Annotated in this window: 17 protein-coding genes and 1 riboswitch; of the genes, 5 read left to right on the plus strand and 12 right to left on the minus strand. The window is 45.5% G+C overall.

Going from position 1 to position 16774, the window contains the following annotated elements:
* Positions 1-94 precede the first annotated feature (94 nt).
* Positions 95-1087, plus strand: coding sequence for a proline dehydrogenase (locus QSV55_RS08075; protein ID WP_289649813.1), 993 nt, complete (start codon positions 95-97; stop codon positions 1085-1087).
* A gap of 37 nt (positions 1088-1124) precedes the next feature.
* Here QSV55_RS08075 and ribH read toward each other — a convergent pair whose 3' ends face one another.
* The 5 genes from ribH to QSV55_RS08100 form a co-directional block, all read right to left on the minus strand.
* Positions 1125-1580, minus strand: coding sequence for a 6,7-dimethyl-8-ribityllumazine synthase (gene ribH / locus QSV55_RS08080; RefSeq protein ID WP_289649814.1), 456 nt, complete (start codon positions 1578-1580; stop codon positions 1125-1127).
* Complete coding sequence (gene ribB / locus QSV55_RS08085; protein ID WP_289649815.1) at positions 1577-2761, minus strand: 3,4-dihydroxy-2-butanone-4-phosphate synthase; 1185 nt, start codon at positions 2759-2761, stop codon at positions 1577-1579. Before ribB ends, ribH begins: the two co-directional genes overlap by 4 nt.
* Positions 2746-3345 (minus strand): riboflavin synthase, encoded by a 600-nt coding sequence (locus tag QSV55_RS08090; RefSeq protein WP_289649816.1) that lies wholly within the window; start codon positions 3343-3345, stop codon positions 2746-2748. Before QSV55_RS08090 ends, ribB begins: the two co-directional genes overlap by 16 nt.
* A gap of 1 nt (position 3346) precedes the next feature.
* Complete coding sequence (ribD, locus tag QSV55_RS08095; RefSeq protein WP_289649817.1) at positions 3347-4354, minus strand: bifunctional diaminohydroxyphosphoribosylaminopyrimidine deaminase/5-amino-6-(5-phosphoribosylamino)uracil reductase RibD; 1008 nt, start codon at positions 4352-4354, stop codon at positions 3347-3349.
* 116 nt (positions 4355-4470) lie between these two features.
* A riboswitch (FMN riboswitch) is annotated at positions 4471-4601 on the minus strand.
* A gap of 320 nt (positions 4602-4921) precedes the next feature.
* Positions 4922-6376 (minus strand): FAD/NAD(P)-binding protein, encoded by a 1455-nt coding sequence (locus tag QSV55_RS08100; RefSeq protein WP_289649818.1) that lies wholly within the window; start codon positions 6374-6376, stop codon positions 4922-4924.
* Positions 6377-6480: 104 nt separating this feature from the next.
* Between QSV55_RS08100 and QSV55_RS08105 the strand changes: the two genes are divergently transcribed.
* The gene (locus QSV55_RS08105) at positions 6481-7194 is read left to right on the plus strand and encodes a hypothetical protein (protein WP_289649819.1); all 714 of its coding nucleotides are present in this window, start codon (positions 6481-6483) and stop codon (positions 7192-7194) included.
* 28 nt (positions 7195-7222) lie between these two features.
* Here the strand turns inward: QSV55_RS08105 and QSV55_RS08110 are convergent, their stop codons facing one another.
* Positions 7223-8632, minus strand: a complete 1410-nt coding sequence (locus QSV55_RS08110) for an MDR family MFS transporter (RefSeq protein ID WP_289649820.1) — start codon at positions 8630-8632, stop codon at positions 7223-7225.
* 145 nt (positions 8633-8777) lie between these two features.
* Complete coding sequence (locus QSV55_RS08115; protein WP_289649821.1) at positions 8778-10250, minus strand: N-6 DNA methylase; 1473 nt, start codon at positions 10248-10250, stop codon at positions 8778-8780.
* A 138-nt stretch (positions 10251-10388) separates the two neighbouring features.
* Here QSV55_RS08115 and QSV55_RS08120 point away from each other — a divergent pair, with 138 nt between their 5' ends.
* Positions 10389-10742 (plus strand): hypothetical protein, encoded by a 354-nt coding sequence (locus tag QSV55_RS08120; RefSeq protein WP_289649822.1) that lies wholly within the window; start codon positions 10389-10391, stop codon positions 10740-10742.
* Positions 10743-10808: 66 nt separating this feature from the next.
* The gene (locus QSV55_RS08125; protein ID WP_289649823.1) at positions 10809-11114 is read left to right on the plus strand and encodes an arsenic metallochaperone ArsD family protein; all 306 of its coding nucleotides are present in this window, start codon (positions 10809-10811) and stop codon (positions 11112-11114) included.
* Positions 11115-11182: 68 nt separating this feature from the next.
* Here the strand turns inward: QSV55_RS08125 and QSV55_RS08130 are convergent, their stop codons facing one another.
* Positions 11183-12619, minus strand: a complete 1437-nt coding sequence (locus tag QSV55_RS08130; protein ID WP_289649824.1) for a 6-phospho-beta-glucosidase — start codon at positions 12617-12619, stop codon at positions 11183-11185.
* A gap of 123 nt (positions 12620-12742) precedes the next feature.
* Here QSV55_RS08130 and QSV55_RS08135 point away from each other — a divergent pair, with 123 nt between their 5' ends.
* Positions 12743-13447 carry a GntR family transcriptional regulator gene (locus tag QSV55_RS08135; protein WP_289649825.1) on the plus strand — a complete coding sequence of 235 codons (705 nt, stop codon included), beginning with the start codon at positions 12743-12745 and terminating at the stop codon, positions 13445-13447.
* A 54-nt stretch (positions 13448-13501) separates the two neighbouring features.
* On the opposite strand, the gene QSV55_RS08140 is transcribed toward QSV55_RS08135, so the two are convergent.
* The 4 genes from QSV55_RS08140 to isaB all read right to left on the minus strand — a co-directional run bounded on the left by QSV55_RS08140 (position 13502) and on the right by isaB (position 16607).
* Positions 13502-13855, minus strand: a complete 354-nt coding sequence (locus QSV55_RS08140; protein ID WP_133451617.1) for a hypothetical protein — start codon at positions 13853-13855, stop codon at positions 13502-13504.
* A gap of 324 nt (positions 13856-14179) precedes the next feature.
* Positions 14180-15715: a hypothetical protein gene (locus QSV55_RS08145; protein WP_289649826.1), complete on the minus strand. Its 1536-nt coding sequence runs from the start codon at positions 15713-15715 to the stop codon at positions 14180-14182.
* Positions 15716-15738: 23 nt separating this feature from the next.
* Positions 15739-15924, minus strand: a complete 186-nt coding sequence (locus QSV55_RS08150) for a DUF6366 family protein (protein ID WP_289649827.1) — start codon at positions 15922-15924, stop codon at positions 15739-15741.
* A 119-nt stretch (positions 15925-16043) separates the two neighbouring features.
* The gene (isaB, locus tag QSV55_RS08155; protein WP_289649828.1) at positions 16044-16607 is read right to left on the minus strand and encodes an immunodominant staphylococcal antigen IsaB family protein; all 564 of its coding nucleotides are present in this window, start codon (positions 16605-16607) and stop codon (positions 16044-16046) included.
* Positions 16608-16774 lie beyond the last annotated feature (167 nt).

The raw sequence follows: 16774 nt of genomic DNA on the forward strand, positions 1-16774 counted from the left end.
ATAACTCATGAAGTTAAAAAGAAAACGCTTAACTTTTTGAAAATTTGTAGTAAAATATATTAAGTTATATGAAAACACTAGGAGGTTTTTTAACATGGGTTTAACAAGAGATTTCTTTATCATGTTAAGCGAGAATCAGACACTGAATGCAGCAGCAAAAAGATACGGTCTGGCACTCGGTGCAAATAAAGTAGTAGCTGGGGTGGATATTCCATCTACTATTGAAGCGATCAAAGCATTGAACAGTAAAGGGATCACAGCGACTGTCGACAACTTAGGCGAGTTTGTTTTTTCTAAGGAAGAAGCAACTAAAGCCAAAGAAGAAATCATCGCGATGATCAAAGCGATTGACAATGCCGGTGTCAAAGCCCATATGTCAATCAAATTAACGCAGATCGGTCTCGATGTAGACAAAGAGTTCTGCTACGAGAACGTCCGCGAAATTCTGATGGCTGCCTACCAGCACGGTAACATGCATATCAATATGGATACTGAGGATTACAATCATACTGTACAGACGTTTGAAATCCTTGACCGTCTGAAAGGTGAGTTCAAAAACGTCGGTACAGTGATCCAAGCTTATCTCTTCCGTGCTACGGATGAAATCGAGAAATACAAAGATGTACGTCTTCGTCTCGTCAAAGGGGCTTACAAAGAAAGTCCTGAAGTGGCTTATCAGACGAAAGAAGATATCGATGAGAACTATATCAAGCTGATCGAACAGCGTCTCTTAAATGCAAAAGCGATGACTTCAATCGCGACTCACGATCATAACATCATCAATCATGTGAAGAAATTCATCAATCAGCATAACTTAAACAAAGACTTGATTGAATTCCAGATGTTATACGGCTTCCGCACTGAACTGCAGGAAGAAATCGCGAAACAAGGCTATCAGTTCTGTGTCTATGTGCCATTCGGTCAGGACTGGTACGGCTACTTCGTCCGTCGTTTAGCGGAACGTCCTCAGAACTTACAGCTTGTGACCAAATCAATCTTCACACCGCAAGTCAATAAAAACCTGGCAATCGGCGCAGGGGCTGTTGCAGCGGTTTCAGCATTAGCTTTACTTGCTAAACGTAGATAATACGAAAAATCGGATGTCATCACGACATCCGATTTTTTTATATCATCTTATTCAGATTGGCCATCTCAATGGCAGCGACCGCTACTTCGCCGCCTTTATTGCCTGCTTTTGTTCCGGCACGTTCAATCGCCTGTTCAATCGTTTCGGTGGTCAGGACGCCGAAGATAACGGGAATACCGAATTCGTTTGCTTTCGAGACGCCTTTAGCGACTTCATTACAGACATAATCATAATGGGTCGTGGCACCGCGGATGACGCAGCCCAGTGTGATGATGGCATCATATTTCTCCTGCTTCGCCAGCTTCTGGGCGATGAAAGGAATCTCAAATGCGCCTGGCACGAGTAACTGGTCGACATCTTCTGCTTCTACGCCATGACGGATCAGGGTATCCATAGCTCCCTCCACCAGGCGGTCCGTAATAAAATGATTGAATCTAGAAGCGACAATAGCTATTTTCAGTCCTTGTCCTGTTACTTTAGCATCATATTTCATATTAAGTTTTCCTCCAGTAAATGTCCTAATTTTTCTTTCTTCGTTGCCAAATAACGGCTGTTATCCGGGTTGCTCGAAAACTGATGCGGAATACGTATTCTGACATCAATGCCGTAATCCCTTAAACCTTCTATCTTCCGCGGATTATTAGTGATAAGATTGACAGACTGAATACCGAGGTCACGGAGAATCGAAGCCGCAACCGCATAATCCCGGAGGTCTGCATCAAAACCGAGTGCTTCGTTCGCTTCGACGGTATCAAGACCTTCTTCAATCTTCTCATAAGCCTTCAGTTTATTGATCAGGCCGATGCCACGTCCTTCCTGTCTCAGATAAATAAGCAGACCGCCATGTTCATTGATATGACGGAGGCCGTTCTCAAGCTGGGTCCCGCAGTCACAGCGTCTTGAATGGAAGACATCACCTGTCAGACATTCGGAATGCAGGCGGATATCAGGTACCCCTGTATAAGGCTTCATGTAGACGACATGTTCACGGTCGCTGTAGATCTCACTATAGCCGTAGACCGTGAAGTGACCGAAATCTGTCGGCATCTCCACAACCGCTTCACGCTTAATCAGTGCTTCCTGCTGCTTACGGTAATGAACCAACGCTTCGATCGTGATCATTTTAAGCTGATGCTTATCTTTGAACGTCACCAGGTCGTCTCGTCTTGCCATCGTTCCGTCCGGATTGATGATTTCACAGATGATGCCCGTTTTTCTGGCTCCACATAATCCAGCCAGGTCAACACAAGCCTCTGTATGTCCCTGTCTCTCCAGCACACCGCCGTCTCTGGCCACCAGCGGGAAGACATGACCGGGCGAGTTGAAGCAGCGGTTATCCTCTCCGAGCAGTGCACGGACTGTATCAAAGCGCTCCTGCACACTGATCCCTGTCGTGGACGAGACATGGTCGATACTGACCGTAAAAGCGGTGCCGTGCGGATCGTTATTATGTGCAGTCATCGGTGTCAGCTCAAAGCGCTCCGCCAGTTCTCTTGATAAAGGGGCACAGACAAGGCCCCGTGCTTCTGTGATCATCAAGTTCAGGACAGCCGGCTCTGCAAATTCTGTCACAGCGACTAAGTCTCCTTCGTTCTCTCTGTCTTCCGAATCCACCACAATCACCGGTTTACCGGCCTTCAGTTCGCTGAGAGCTTCCTCTATTGTGCTGAACATGCGAGCGCCTCCTGTCTGACTATATATTTGCCGAGCATATCAAACTCAAGATGAACGGTGTCCCCCGGTTTTAATGTCATCAGCTTAGTCGCTTGCTGCGTCTCCGGTATCAGCTGAATCTCGAAGTAATGAGCATTCAGCTCAAAGAGAGTCAGTGAGGTACCGTCGACTGCGATTGAACCTTTTGGAATCACATATTTCTGGTCATTTTTATCAAGACTGATGTGATAGACGACCGCATTACCTTTCGACAGTTTACGCAGTACTTTTGCTGTCTTATCAACATGGCCGGAGACAAAGTGACCGCCTAAACGCGTCGTCGGCAGAAGTGCCCGCTCCAGATTGACTGGATAGCCGGCGCTTACTGACTTGAACTTTGTGCGGTCTGAAGTACCGATGATGACATCAACGTCAAAAGACTGAGAGGTAAAAGAGGTCACTGTCAGACAAGTGCCGTCAACAGCGATCGAGTCACCTACCTTGATATCTTCAAGTACTTTCTTGCAGCGGATCGTCATGGTAAGCGCGCCCTGCTGCTTGATACGTTCTATCGTACCCACTTCTTCGATTAAACCTGTAAACATCTTATTGCCCCTTTCGATAAGTCAGCCGGACATCATCTTCGAACTGCTGAATATCCACCAGTCTGAGATGCGTCATGCGACTTTCTTCTGTATGATAAAAACGATTGTTTAATGTGCCGCCAAGTAGTTTCGGGGCGTAATAAATGACGACCTCATCAAAACAATCCTGATTGATCCATTCACTGATGACACTGGAACCGCCTTCGACCATCAAGCGGCTGATACCTGCTTGGTAGAGAAGTTCGAGCAGGCGGGCCGGCCGGAAATCCTGTGTGATCAGGGTTTCTGCATGCCGGACTGCTGTCGGACTGATCACGATGATTCTCTGTCCGCTCGTTTTATCCGCCTCGTGAAGCGTCACGTCACCTGTGCGCGAGATAATCACCTTTATGGGCACCTTCTCACTGACATGACGCGCATCAAGCTTCGGTTCATCCACTGCATAAGTCTTTCTGCCGACCAGTACAGCATCCTGCTGATGTCTGAGTCGATGAACGTCCTGCCGTGACGCCTCATTTGTCAGCCATTTACTGTTGCCGAAGTCATCCGCAAGCTTACCGTCAAGTGTGGCAGCCAGTTTCAGTGTGACGTAAGGCCGCTTCTCTTCCTTCGAGATAAAGAAAGCATCATAAAATGCGGAGACTGCCGCGTCTGGTGCATGCACCACTTCTACACCGTGTGCTTCCAGATAGCGAATACCCGTATCATCCAGACTTGTATCACGGACAGCAAAGACCACCTTCTTAATGCCTGCCTGAATAATGGCTTCAGTACATGGCGGTGTCTTGCCTGTATGATTACATGGTTCGAGTGTGCAGTAGAGTGTCGCGCCGGTCGCATCACCTGCCATTCTGATAGCCTGTACCTCTGCATGGGCGGACCCTTCCTGCAGATGAGCGCCTATCCCGATGATGACGCCATTCTTCACAATAATACAGCCGACCGCCGGATTGCGTCCGGTCTGACCGGCCGTCATTTTAACGAGATCAAAAGCTTGTCTGATATACATCTGCTCCTCCTCAATATAAAAAGGCGCCCCGAGGGGCGCCTTAAATTTAGGTGTCACAAATAAGACCCTGTAAGTATTAAAAGACATAGTCAAATAAACCATCTTACAATGGTGTCTTATTCTTTCTCCCATCCAGACTCTAACTGTCGGCTTCAGAATTTCACTGAATCAGCCAATATCGATATTCGATAAAGGGTCGCGGGCTATGACCGCCGGTTGGGAATTCCACCCTGCCCCGAAAGAATGTATGAAATTATGTTAGTTGCCTAACGTTTTAATCGTACTGCTTCTCGACAATAAATGCAAGATGAAGGCAATCAGAATGGAAAGCTGGTGCAATTAACCCTTTTTGCACCAGCTTCTCTCTAGACTTGGTGCAATTAACCCTTTTTGCACCAGCTTTTCCTTAAACTTGGGGCAATTAACCCTTTTTGCACCAGTTTCTCCTTAGACTTGGTGCAATTAACTGTTTTTGCACCAGCTTTTTCTTAGACTTGGTGCAATTAACCCTTTTTGCACCAACTCTCCCTTAATCAAGCCCTGCCAACAAAAACGCTCAATGCGTGCTTACTTGAGGCGGTCAAAAAAGGCTTTGACGTCACGTCGTGCTTCCAGCAGGAGTTCATAGACACCATTATTCTTCATATTGACGCCGCCGGTCAGCTGGCCCAGCATCACAAAATCATCCAGCACGCCGTATTTCGGACTGATGACCCGCCCGTCTCCCGGCATGACTTGTATGCCGCCGTCCGGGTGTTCCGCTATCAGACTGTCATTCAATAGACCTGTCAGCACCGTACTGACCGAAGTACGACTTATGAACCGCGCCGGACCCGTTGCATTGATGACGTAATGAACACGGTCCTCTGCTCCATCTTCGTACTGAAGACGATACTTGCGATATTTATAGTCAATCGCTTTCAGACCTGCTTTAATCACGACTCTGTTGTTTTCAATATGATCAATCAGCTCTTCTGCACTTGGCTCCGGCATCGGATTGGAGTAGTGCTGCACGAATGGCTCGTACGTCTCAAGATAACGTGCTTTATCTTCGCCTGTCATATAGGGCCAGATCTGTGATGCTTCGAACATCGCCTGATAAATCATGGACTGAAGTGCCCCGATGGCTTCATGATTTTTCAGGTCAAACCGCATCGCTTTCACCGGGTCTTTGCGGGACACCCCGTAAAACTTAGCAATGTCCACACCTTGATGCTCACATTCCTTCTTAAACAGCGCCACCACTTTATCAAGTGGTATGAAATCGCGGTGCTTCTTACGGATCTTACGGAAAGCGGCGGCGGTCCAGTACTTCATCTTGAATGTGACAATCTTGCCGCGGACGGACTGCACCTCCCCTGAATGAGAAGCCACGAGTACTTTAGCGCCTTCCTTCGTTAAATAACGTATACAGTCCAGTCCGCTGAGGCCGGCACCAATCACCGCATAACCTTTATCCGCTTCAACGTCCAGTGTATAAAGAGGATAAGGCCAGGAAATGAAGTTCTCTGTATCCTTCAGCCTATAAGGATCTTCTGCCGGCTGTTGTCCCGGCGTCATAAAGATATGATCAAACTGATACTGCTGGTCCTGTGTTTCAAGTTCATAGCCTGCCGCCCGTTTGCTGATGGCCCGGATATGCTGCGTCACGACGGTGACCTTCCCTTTGTCAACAAGGGATTCAAAATGTGCTGTCATATATTTGCCGAAGAGCTGACGAGAGAAGTAGATATTGCCGTCCGCGGTCGAATGATCTCCTTCTCGCGCCTGAATTTCTTCAACGGAGCGGTTTTCTTCCACCCATCTCATAAAATCATCCTTCTTGTTGCGCTTCATGGACAGCTGATTGGCCGGATAATTGAGCAGCATGGCCACATCTTCATATTGAAAGGCACGCCCCTTGCCCATATATTTCTTGTCATCAAAGACGGTGATATCCAGCTTTCTGCCGCCTTTATGATTCAGTAAGTACTTCAGGACGTGAGTTCCGGCTACGCCACCACCGATAATTGCTACTTTCATATTGCCTCCTAGAATTTTCATTTTATCTATCATACCCTACTTCAGTTGCGAATAAGACATTAATGTTATTATACTAAAGAGACTATCAATATCGGAGGTTCCCTATGTACAAAAGAATAACTGCTGTCATCCTTGCCACAGCTTTAGCGGCCGGCTGTCAGCCAGAACAGACAACCCACGTGACTGACACAGCGTCACAGCTCAAGGCCGCACAAGAAATGAAGGACGACGTGACGTCCTACGCTTCTACCTACAAGACACAGACGAAGGAAAACAACAAAGAATCACAGAGTTATCTCGGACTGAAAAAGGATGAGGATGATAATCAGGAAGTGACCGTCAAAAACGCTGAAGAAGACGGTAAATTCTATGTCTATGATAAAAAAGCCATTCTTCAGAAGGACGGCGAGTGGGTTGACATCTCAAAGCTCGGCGGCTCCCAGCTCCTCTCCATGACTAAACCGCTTCTCTACAGCGAACAGTTCAAATTACTGGAGAAGATGACAGATGCCAAATATAAGGACCATACATTGACTCAGTCCATCAGCGGTTATGATGACTATATGCACGTATTCGGGCAGAACGAAGAGGATAAAAAAGCCATCACCAGTCTGAAGAAGACTTACCCGGAGATTCACAATGAGATCACTGTCACTTTCGACAAGCACAATCAGATCGAGAAAATCACCAATGACCTGAAACTCAAGAACAGCAAGACCACTGTCCATAACAATGCCGTGACCACATTCTCAGAAATCAACAGTGTCCGCCTGGATATCCCGGGCCCCGTTAAACACGCCAGGGAAGTCGGCGCATAGAAAAATAGAACCTCTCAGATGAGAGGTTCTATTTTTCTTCCGGCGGCAGACTGCGCGTAATAAAGAGCGACATGACCAGCCCTGCGATGATCAAGACTGTCGCAAACCAGTAGGCATGATGGACACCGGCTGTCAGCGCCTCATTGACCTGGGCAGCGCTCGGTCTCAAGGTGCCGTCCAGCGCTTGCTGCTGACCGTTTGTCATAATCGTGATGAAAAGTGAGACGCCCATCGCCCCCGCTAATGGCTGCATCATATTGCTGATGGCAGTGCCGTGCGGATAAAGGCGCTTCGGCAGTTCATTCAGCGCATTCGTGTTACTCGGCATCATGATCATCGATATACTGATCATCAGCAGAATATGCGCGATGATAAAGATGACGACTGAAATGCCAGGATGCATAACAGAGTAGAACAGCATGACGAGCATAAGCATTATCATACCGGGAATAATCATTTTGCGGGGGCCGATTTTATCAAAGATGCGCCCCATGACAGGTGACAGAAAACCGTTGAGCAGTGCGCCCGGCAGAAGAATCATGCCCACTATTTTAGCTGAGAACGCCATCGGACCCTGCAGATAGATCGGCATCACGATATTGGAGGCAAACATCGCCATGACGACGACAACAAATATGAACATACCGCGGCTGTAGTTCGCATATTTGAACACAGCAAGGTCAAGCAGCGGTTCAGCCAGCTTCTGCTGACGCAGGCCGAAGAGAATGAGAGCAGCGGTGCCAAGAATGATCGTCAAGAGCACCACCGGATTCGTGAAGCCGCCCGCACTGGTGCCGACAGAACTGAAGCCGTAGATGACACTCGCGACCCCGAGTGACGACAGCAGGCCTGACAGCACATCAATCTTCGGTCTTGTGACCTCTGTGACATTTTCCAGGTACCGCAGTGCCAGCAGTATAGAACCGATCACAAAAGGGACAACGATGAAAAACAGCCAGCGCCAGCCCAGTAAATCCACAATAATACCGGACAGTGTCGGACCGATTGCCGGTGCAAACATCATGACGAGACCGAAGTTCCCCATGGCCTTGCCGCGTTCATGCGGCTCAAATAACAGCAGCATCGCGGTCATGATCGTCGGAATCAGGAGTCCTGTCCCTGCCGCCTGAATCATCCGTCCTGCTAACAGCATCGGAAAGTTGACCGCGAAGCCTGCTATCAGTGTGCCCACAAGAAAGATGCTCATCAGCCCGATGAACATCTGTCGCGTCGAGAACCACTGGACAAGTGAAGCCGACAATGGCATGAGCATACCCATCACCAACATAAAACCTGTGGCAAGCCACTGAACAGTCGGTGCATCGATGCTGAAATAATGCATCAGCTCCGTCAGCGCGATGTTAAGCAATGTCTCATTTAAAAATGTGAAGAATGCCCCTGTCATAAAGATCATCATGATCAGATTAGATTTTTTCATTCATTTTCCTTTCTTTTAACCGCAATAGGTTTAGTACGATTTAATTGTCTATACATCATACTTTATCACATTAACAAAGTAAAATATCATGTCATTACTGTTAAATTAAAAAATATCGCAGCTCATTCTTGAACTGCGATATTGTCTATTCAGGATAGATGGACAGCAAGCGTTCATGATAAGCTTCGATCTGCTGCATGAGCTGCTGATAATTCCGGAGTGTCGCTGCCATCTCCTCAGCAACGGCCGCATCTTCTGCCGGCAGCGTGAATGACTGCATATTCCTGACACTGAGGACCAGAAGTGAGCTCCCTGTCTGCAGCTGGTTGAGCCTTGACCTGCCGGCCGTACTGTTCAGATAGGCAAAGACAAAATACGGATTCATCCTCAGACAGCGGACCACCATGATATTAGAACTCGGAATCACCTGCTGACGGCTGATCCGCTCATCGACCAGTGTTATCTTCAAGGAAGAACCTCTTGCTGTCAGGATGATATCGCCCGATTGCAGCAACAGCTGACGGCGAGTATTCAGCATGTCCTGACTGAGTGACTGCTTCGGCTGCTCGATATAGGCGTCCTGCAGTTCAGACAGATTCAGCAGGTAACCACCCTGCTCCTTGTCCGCATCTGCTGCCAGTTCACGTTTCGTCATATCGCGTCCGCGAAACACCTCGGCCACCTCTCCCAGCTGCACGCCTTCAGCCGGTTCACTATAAGACCGCAGTGTATAGTCCATTTCACGGATTTCTTCAACCTGACGCTGGACTGCCATTTCATCTTCCTCTGACACTGCGCGCACAATGCATTGTATGTCTTCTTCTGATAACTGGCGCTCACGAGCATTTGTCAGATGACCTAGATGTCTTGCATCTACAAAAGTCACCGTCTCTGCGGCCCTTTTGTCGAATACCACTATCGCCATCGCTGCTGAAGACAGCCGTGTCAGGTGATCCGGCAGCTCGATGACCGCACGGATATAACCTTTTTCAATCATCTTCATTCTGATTGCCCGGTCCTTGACATTATTCAATGAGGACAGACGCATAATCGCGATACCGATACCCGTCTCAGTAAGCGATTCGACGACTCTGATAGCAAACAGCCAGTCGGGTAGAGAACGTGTCTCAATACTGTAGTCAGCGAGCTGTGCCAGTGCATGATGGTAACGTCTGTCGATACGACCGATAAACGGCATATTACAGAAGACCTGATCGTAGGAGCGGCTGCTGAAGTTAAGCAGGGCATCCACCTCCACTATTTCAGCATTCTGAACATGTGCCTTCTCAATCAGAATGCGGCTGAGGACCACTTCGTCGTGTCTTAGCTCCTCTCCGCGGTAACGATGACCGATAGCAGCATGACGAATGAAATGACCGCTGCCAGAACCGATATCGAGTACGCTGCCTCCATTGCCGAGTGCCTTGAACAGAGCGGCAGCCAGTCTTTCACCTTGCTCAAAAAATGAGGATTCATAAAAGCCACGCGCCGCATAATCATCGAATAAACGAACCACCTCACTATCCGTCAGCTGCTCAAATGCTGCATCTTCTTGTTCTCCTCTTAACCAAGCCAGAAAATGCGCCGCGCTGTCATCATTTATATTCTTTTCAGCCATCTATATGCCACCTCCGATTCTCATTAATCGTAATGAATATTCTGCGTAAAGTCAATTAAGGTTATTTATAACCTGTTGACACTCTACGAAAGATTTGCTATATTTAAGAGGTTAAAAATAACCTAAAGGAGTGTTGTTATGTCAAACACTGTAGAACTGCTGCAGGAAATGAAAGCCATCAAAGAAGCTCATTACAGAAGCCGGACAGCTTATAACTACTACTACCATCGCTATGACACACTGAAAGCACAAGTATCAAGACGCATACTGGACGCACATCCTATTGAAGAACAGCTGGAAGAAGTCAATGCTCAGCCGCGCCTCCGTACAAAACATCATATCCTTGCTGACTACCTGGCAGAAGAGCAGCGCCCTATCCGCAGTTATGCCGCATCGATGAGCAGAAAGGGCAGACTGGAGGCACTGGAACGTGAGCTGCAGATCGTCCTGCTCGAAGAATTTCTGGCAGAAGTGAATGTACGTCTCGGCTGAAAATTCACCATTCAGACAGAAATTCCAGCAAAAAATAGGGGTATACTATGATAAAGGAGTGATTGTATGCTGACTATTTATGAGGATGTCTCTCAGCTTTCCGACAGTGACCGCTTCACTATTGCGATGACCATCAGCCGGCTTGAACAGAATCAGATCAAAGTCGAACATTTTGATATCCATGAACAGCCGGATGCCTTCAGTCCAGCTATTCGCACACTGATGGAGACAGAGTCTTTACCCATCACCTTGCTGGACGGCGAAGTCGTTAAAACGGGCAGCTACCTGACAGCGGAAGATGCCGGAGAACTTCTGATCGTCAATCAGCTGAACGGTATCGGTAAACGATGCAGCAGCGACGGCTGTAAATAAGAGAATGCACAGTCTGACACCCCTGAAGCTTCAACTTCAGGGGTGTCAGACTGTGATATTCGACCCTTTTATAGTACTGTCCCGTTAGACTCAATCACTTTCTTATACCAGCTGAAGGAGTCTTTTCTCATCCGCTTCATTGTGCCATTGCCCTCGTTGTCACGGTCGACATAGATCATGCCGTAACGTTTCTTCATCTCACCTGTCGTGAATGAGACAACATCAATAATCCCCCAAGGCGTGTAACCTATTAAGTCAACGCCATCTTCATTAACAGCCGCTTTAACCGCTTCAATATGACTTCTGAAATATTCAATCCGTGCCTCATCATGAATCTGACCATCCACAATCTCATCCACTGCACCGAAGCCGTTCTCAACAATGAACAAGGGAATCTGATAACGATTATAGAGGGTATTCAATGTATATCTCAGGCCGTCCGGATCAATCGCCCAGCCCCAGTCAGAAGCACCGATATGCGGATTTTTCACACCGTTCGGCAGACCCCCGTTAATAATATCTCCTGTGTTGTTCTGCTGCACGTCATGCTTGACAGTCGTTGACATGTAATAGCTGAAGGCTAAGTAATCAACAGTCCCATCAGCCAGGATTTCTTCATCCCCCTCTTCAATCGGCAGACTGATCCCTAGACGTTCCAGTTCCTTCAGTGCATATGCCGGATATTTCCCTCTGACCTGAACATCCGGAAAGAAGAATCGTTCGCGGTTCGCAATCTCAGCAGCCATAATATCCTTAGGATGACAGGAGAACGGATAGACCGGTACATGGGAGACCATCGCCCCGATCTTGAAGTCAGGATTGATACGCCGGCCGATCTGCACGGCTCTGGCACTCGCCAGCAGCTGATGATGGGCTGACTGATACATGACGGCTCTCGCATTTTCATCTTCCTTCACTTGAATGCCTGCATTCGTCCAGAGGAATAGCGGGTTATTGACATCCATCTGATTGTTGATTTCATTGAAAGTCATCCAGTATTCCACTTTATCTTTATAGCGCTCAAATACCACTTCTGCAAAGCGCGCAAAGAAATCGACGACTTCACGACTGCGGAAGCCACCGTATTCTTGCGCCAGGTGAAGAGGGATCTCAAAATGACTGAGCGTGATCACCGGTTTGATGCCATGCTGCAAGAGCTCGTCAAAGACATCATCATAGAACTGAAGGCCCTCCTCATTCGGTTCTGTTTCGTCACCTTTAGGGAAGATGCGTGTCCAGCCGATCGACGTGCGCAGCACTTTAAGACCCATCTCAGCGAATAAGGCAATATCCTCCTTGTAGTTGGAATAGAAATCAATCGCTTCATGATTCGGATAGAACTCATCCGGTTCCACACGCTCAGTGATACGTCTCGGCACGCCATGTGCCCCTGCAGTCAGGACATCCACAACAGAAGGCCCTTTCCCGCCTTGGTCCCATCCTCCCTCGAACTGATGAGCAGCGAGTGCACCGCCCCATAGAAAATCCTGTGGTAATTGAGTCATAGTCGTTCCTCCTCCAAATAATTATACAGTTATATTATAATTGTACCGGTATAATTAATCAAATCATGACCTGCTATTTCATGTATAATAAAATCATTACTATGAGATGAGGATTTGCTTGCTATGAAGAAATATGAACAGATTGTCGAAGATATCGAAGCATATATTCATGACAATGAACTCGCACAAGGGACCAGACTGTCCAGTGTAGAATCCTATGCCGCCCACTACCAAGTCAGTAAAAGTACGATCATCAAGGCGATGGATATCCTGGAGAAAAAAGGGGCTATCTTCCAGCAAAGAGGCAGTGGTGTCTTCGTCAGACGCCAGAGAAGAAAAGGCTACGTCAGTTTACTGACGAACAGAGGATTCACAGAAGAGCTGAAGGACTTTGCCGTCACGACACAGCTGCTCAAATTAGAACTGATGAAACCGACTGAGGAAGTCATGCTGAACCTGAAGCTCAGTGAGGAGGATGAAGTCTATTACGTCGAACGCTTACGGGATATCGACGGCAACCGTCTCTGTATCGAAGCATCCTACTTCCCTAAAAAGATTGTCACCTATCTGAACAATGAAATAGCTGAAGGCTCCATCTTCAATTATCTAACAGAAGGGCTGAAGCTCAATATCAGTTTTGCTGATATCTATCTCCATGTGGATACATTAAATGAGGAGCAGGGTGAGAAACTGCAGCTACACGCAGGGGCGCCCGCCCTCTTTGTCGAACAGGTCGTTTACCTCGGGACGGGTGAACCCTTTGACTATTCCAAACTGACCTACCATTATCAGCACTCCAAATTCTTCGTCCAGGCGATCAACTTTTAAGGCCAGAACAAAAAAACAAGATTTCTGTCAGAGACAGAAATCTTGTTTCTTTGCTTATATCAGTTCTTCCGCATACAGCCGTACCAGCTTGTATCCGTCGCCTCGCTTATGAAATGTCATAAACCAGACCACTTTCTCGCGCTTGCCGCCTTTACCGTCCTTCTCACGATGCACTTCGATAAAGGCCAGTATTCGATCACGCACATTGGTCTTATAGACGATATCGAAATCCCAGTGATCGGTGATATTGATTTTATTCTCAATTAAATCCAGAAAATCTGCTCTATCCAGATTACGACGTACACCTTCCACGCTGACAACCGAACTATAAAGTTCTGTATCCAGAATTTCATCAATCATTTTCATATCTTTCTTTTTGACTGCAATTAAAAATTCAAAATACGGCATATCCGTTCCCCTATCATTATAATAATACTTCATCTATGTCTGTACTTCTCATCTGCCATATGAGTGAGATTATTATATCAAGAACACTATTCATTCTATATTATATTTGTGTGACAGAAAGGGTAATAGCATATTGTCTTTTGCATTTATATCGCATATAAAAAAGGTGCGGTTCTATCATTACTTGAATCATTAATTAGTTTTACACAATTTATTATCATCAATTATTATATCAATAAAATTTTTGATTAGAAATTTTATATCAACTATTACCATTATCCACACAACCCTCGTTGCGCGATTCATGACATTAAAACCCTTCAGTTATACTCCCCACCATAGATGATTAATTTCATAATCTTGACCATGAATGATGATAGATTGAACATCATCATTAATTCCAGTGGAAAGAATCTCTACATGATAACCATTTGTTTTATCCATATCATAAACAGTGTAGTTACCATTCTCACTATCAATAATTTTGTATTCATATCCCCATGCTGAACGAATCTCATCTATAGTGAGCCCGACACTTGATACATTGATTGAAATAGTTTCTATTTTGTCATCCAAGAACATGGCACTTGCAGGACCATATTCCACAGAACTCTCACCTTCATCATCGGGGGTGCCTGCTGCTTCGATAATATCTTCTTTACTCGCAACATCTCCAGCGTGGTAACCACCGATATCATATTCGTTACTAAGTACAGAATAGGCAAAATCTTCACTTAAAATAGTTTCCTTACTCAAAGTCTCATTATCGGGCGGTCCCACCTCAGGGCTTTGATAATTCTCGCCAATTATGGCTATAGAATCAATGCCACCACCTGGTCCCATGTCAGGATTGACTTCTACATAAAATCCATTGGTCTTATTACCATCGAAACGCGCTAGTTCACTCTGTGTATCCTCAGATGTCACTTGCCAGATAGATTGGATATCTGGATTAAGCTGCTCTTCTTTAACATTTAATAAATATCGGTAGATTCTGTCGTCCTTAACTGTCACTGCAAAGTTGTCATACTGATAAGTAGTACCAAGATCATCTTCAATAGTTTCATCAGGTTGGCCTAATGTAGTGATTAAGTCACCTATAGGATCTCCAGCATGAAAGCCGTAGATGTTGAATGAATTCGTCAATATTACTTGGCCATACTCATAAGTATCAATCTTAGGATATATGAGATGTGTTTTTCCATTATTAAATCTGACTTCTGCTGATTCGTTTTTTCCATTAGTAATTTTCTGAATATCATGTTTTGTCACCATAATTACTTGGCCGTTAGCGACCACTGCGTTAATGCGTTTTCCATCAACATCATAGTAATTAATTGAAGCTGCACCACTTGGGGGAAGACTCGCATAATCACTTTTTTCACCCCATACTTCAGAAAATGCAGCTAAGTCCTTCTGTTGATCTGGTGTAATGTAAACATATTTAACTTTAGATTGATCAGTGAGTTCATTTTCAGCTGTCACTCCATCAAATATAAGTGCGTAACTACCAAAATTGAAATTCAGACCTCCTGCGAAATCGCTAGTACTGTTATATTTGCCGAGTTTATTTTTAACTTCAGCATATGTTAGATCCGGTTCAATACCTTGATAACCTTCACCTGATTCTTGCACGAAGCTGTTTTTAAAGGCAACTGAATTGATATCAATCGTTTTTTCAATACTTTTTGTCTCTTCTGTCGTCGGTATTTCAGTCGTTATTTCCGTTGTCAGTCTTTCCTTTTCAGTTTTATCGGATACCTTTACATCACTCTGATTCTTCTTCGACTCGGTATCATTACTATTGCAGGCACTAAGTAATAATCCAGTTGCAATGATAAATCCTAGTTGTCTTTTCATCACCGTTCCCCTTATCTCCTTATTTAAAAAATAATCCAACCCGTCAATATGACAATAAGCAGCAATAAAATAATGATTCCCAGCTGCCCGGTACTCATACCACCCGTCAGCTGATGCAGCTGATTATCCTCCACACCATTCCGCAGACTGTTACCTGCATTGAGTTCTTTCTGCACTAAACGTTCTCTTTCTTCTTCAGGTTTAACCATATCCTTCCCCCTTATTATCCTATTCCCTTTAATTGTAATATAACAATATTGGATTAGCTATAAAATAATGGAAGAAATAAAAAACCACCCTTCTCACAAGAAGAGCGGCTCAATCATGATTAGTTCATGAACTGAATTTTAGTCAGCATATTTTTATTATCGAAATAGAAGGTCGTGTGTACACCGTTTTTAGCTGTTACAGTGTAAGCTGTTTCTGTCTGGCCCTTGTTGCTGCCGTAAAGAACTTCTGAAGCTTTACCATAAGCTTTCGTCACTTCTTTCATGGATACTTTGTTCTGCTGGACAGGCATTTCCATGAAGTATACTGCACCTTTACCTGTTTTCAGTGCGAATGTATCAAATTGAGTGGCAACGTATTTAGAAGCTGTCTTATTTTTTTCGAACATCTTTTCTGCTTTGACGCTGTTGACACGGTCAGCTTCAGTCACCATTGCTTTTGCGTCTACTTTCATACCGTTGATTATGACGTTACCATATTTCACTGCATTCACAAAGTTTTTGTCGAGCACATAGCTAGCGCTGTAACCCGTGTAGCCTTTCCATTTGTAATAAGGTATCATTGCTTGCGTAGCTGCGTGTGCTTCAGCCGGATGAACCAGGCCAGCCGCTGATCCAAGTAATACTGTTGAGGCAAGTCCTAATTTGATGATTGAGTTTTTCATGTTAAACATCTCCTGACTATTTTTTACAAATATATTACAAACAGAAGGCCATTGCAGGTTATTTCATTACAAAGTGTTACATTAATATTTCTGTTTGTAATATATTTGTAACATTAAATTAACATGAGCGTAAATCGATGTAAAGCATAAACAGTAAAAAATTCCAA

This window comes from Macrococcus bovicus (assembly GCF_030376725.1).
Classification (GTDB): domain Bacteria; phylum Bacillota; class Bacilli; order Staphylococcales; family Staphylococcaceae; genus Macrococcus; species Macrococcus bovicus.

What these genes read in the sequence shown, in the direction of transcription:
- QSV55_RS08075 (WP_289649813.1), top strand. Translation starts at nt 95, where the DNA reads ATGGGTTTAACAAGAGATTTCTTTATCATGTTAAGCGAGAATCAGACA.
- ribH (WP_289649814.1), bottom strand. Translation starts at nt 1,580, where the DNA reads ATGAAATATGATGCTAAAGTAACAGGACAAGGACTGAAAATAGCTATT.
- ribB (WP_289649815.1), bottom strand. Translation starts at nt 2,761, where the DNA reads ATGTTCAGCACAATAGAGGAAGCTCTCAGCGAACTGAAGGCCGGTAAA.
- QSV55_RS08090 (WP_289649816.1), bottom strand. Translation starts at nt 3,345, where the DNA reads ATGTTTACAGGTTTAATCGAAGAAGTGGGTACGATAGAACGTATCAAG.
- ribD (WP_289649817.1), bottom strand. Translation starts at nt 4,354, where the DNA reads ATGTATATCAGACAAGCTTTTGATCTCGTTAAAATGACGGCCGGTCAG.
- QSV55_RS08100 (WP_289649818.1), bottom strand. Translation starts at nt 6,376, where the DNA reads ATGAAAGTAGCAATTATCGGTGGTGGCGTAGCCGGAACTCACGTCCTG.
- QSV55_RS08105 (WP_289649819.1), top strand. Translation starts at nt 6,481, where the DNA reads ATGTACAAAAGAATAACTGCTGTCATCCTTGCCACAGCTTTAGCGGCC.
- QSV55_RS08110 (WP_289649820.1), bottom strand. Translation starts at nt 8,632, where the DNA reads ATGAAAAAATCTAATCTGATCATGATGATCTTTATGACAGGGGCATTC.
- QSV55_RS08115 (WP_289649821.1), bottom strand. Translation starts at nt 10,250, where the DNA reads ATGGCTGAAAAGAATATAAATGATGACAGCGCGGCGCATTTTCTGGCT.
- QSV55_RS08120 (WP_289649822.1), top strand. Translation starts at nt 10,389, where the DNA reads ATGTCAAACACTGTAGAACTGCTGCAGGAAATGAAAGCCATCAAAGAA.
- QSV55_RS08125 (WP_289649823.1), top strand. Translation starts at nt 10,809, where the DNA reads ATGCTGACTATTTATGAGGATGTCTCTCAGCTTTCCGACAGTGACCGC.
- QSV55_RS08130 (WP_289649824.1), bottom strand. Translation starts at nt 12,619, where the DNA reads ATGACTCAATTACCACAGGATTTTCTATGGGGCGGTGCACTCGCTGCT.
- QSV55_RS08135 (WP_289649825.1), top strand. Translation starts at nt 12,743, where the DNA reads ATGAAGAAATATGAACAGATTGTCGAAGATATCGAAGCATATATTCAT.
- QSV55_RS08140 (WP_133451617.1), bottom strand. Translation starts at nt 13,855, where the DNA reads ATGCCGTATTTTGAATTTTTAATTGCAGTCAAAAAGAAAGATATGAAA.
- QSV55_RS08145 (WP_289649826.1), bottom strand. Translation starts at nt 15,715, where the DNA reads ATGAAAAGACAACTAGGATTTATCATTGCAACTGGATTATTACTTAGT.
- QSV55_RS08150 (WP_289649827.1), bottom strand. Translation starts at nt 15,924, where the DNA reads ATGGTTAAACCTGAAGAAGAAAGAGAACGTTTAGTGCAGAAAGAACTC.
- isaB (WP_289649828.1), bottom strand. Translation starts at nt 16,607, where the DNA reads ATGAAAAACTCAATCATCAAATTAGGACTTGCCTCAACAGTATTACTT.